This is a genomic window from Pseudoalteromonas sp. S4492, from assembly GCF_005886115.1.
GTDB lineage: Bacteria > Pseudomonadota > Gammaproteobacteria > Enterobacterales > Alteromonadaceae > Pseudoalteromonas > Pseudoalteromonas gelatinilytica.
The window spans coordinates 1-400 of record NZ_PNCP01000356.1; the positions used below are offsets into that span (position 1 = coordinate 1).

The window sequence follows — 400 nt, forward strand, 5'->3', positions numbered from 1 at the left end:
TCAAATCCTCTATTGTGCATATTGATCATGATAAAGATTTAGCGATTTTACTCATCAATGATCATGAATATGTGCCCGTTAAGAATATCCCTTATATTATCCGCAAATCGAAAGCCGATTTAGGAGAAGAAATTTTCACGCTGGGTTATCCTAGAAATGAGGTGGTTTATGGCATGGGGTATTTAAGTGCCAAATCGGGTTATAATGGCGATACCCTTTCCTACCAAATACAAATGAGTGTGAACCCCGGTAATTCGGGTGCACCGGTATTCAACAAAGTAGGAGATATTATTGGTGTATTAAGTACCCGTCAGTTACAGGCAGATGGTGTTGCTTTCGCTGTGAAATCTAAAAATATCTATGCATTAGTCGACAGCTTACACAATTCTGATAAAGCTTT

1 protein-coding gene is annotated in these 400 nt (G+C 38.2%); it reads left to right on the plus strand.

The features are described from left to right. On the plus strand, positions 1-400 hold a 400-nt coding region (locus CWC28_RS21800; protein WP_138625790.1), incomplete at both ends, for a trypsin-like peptidase domain-containing protein.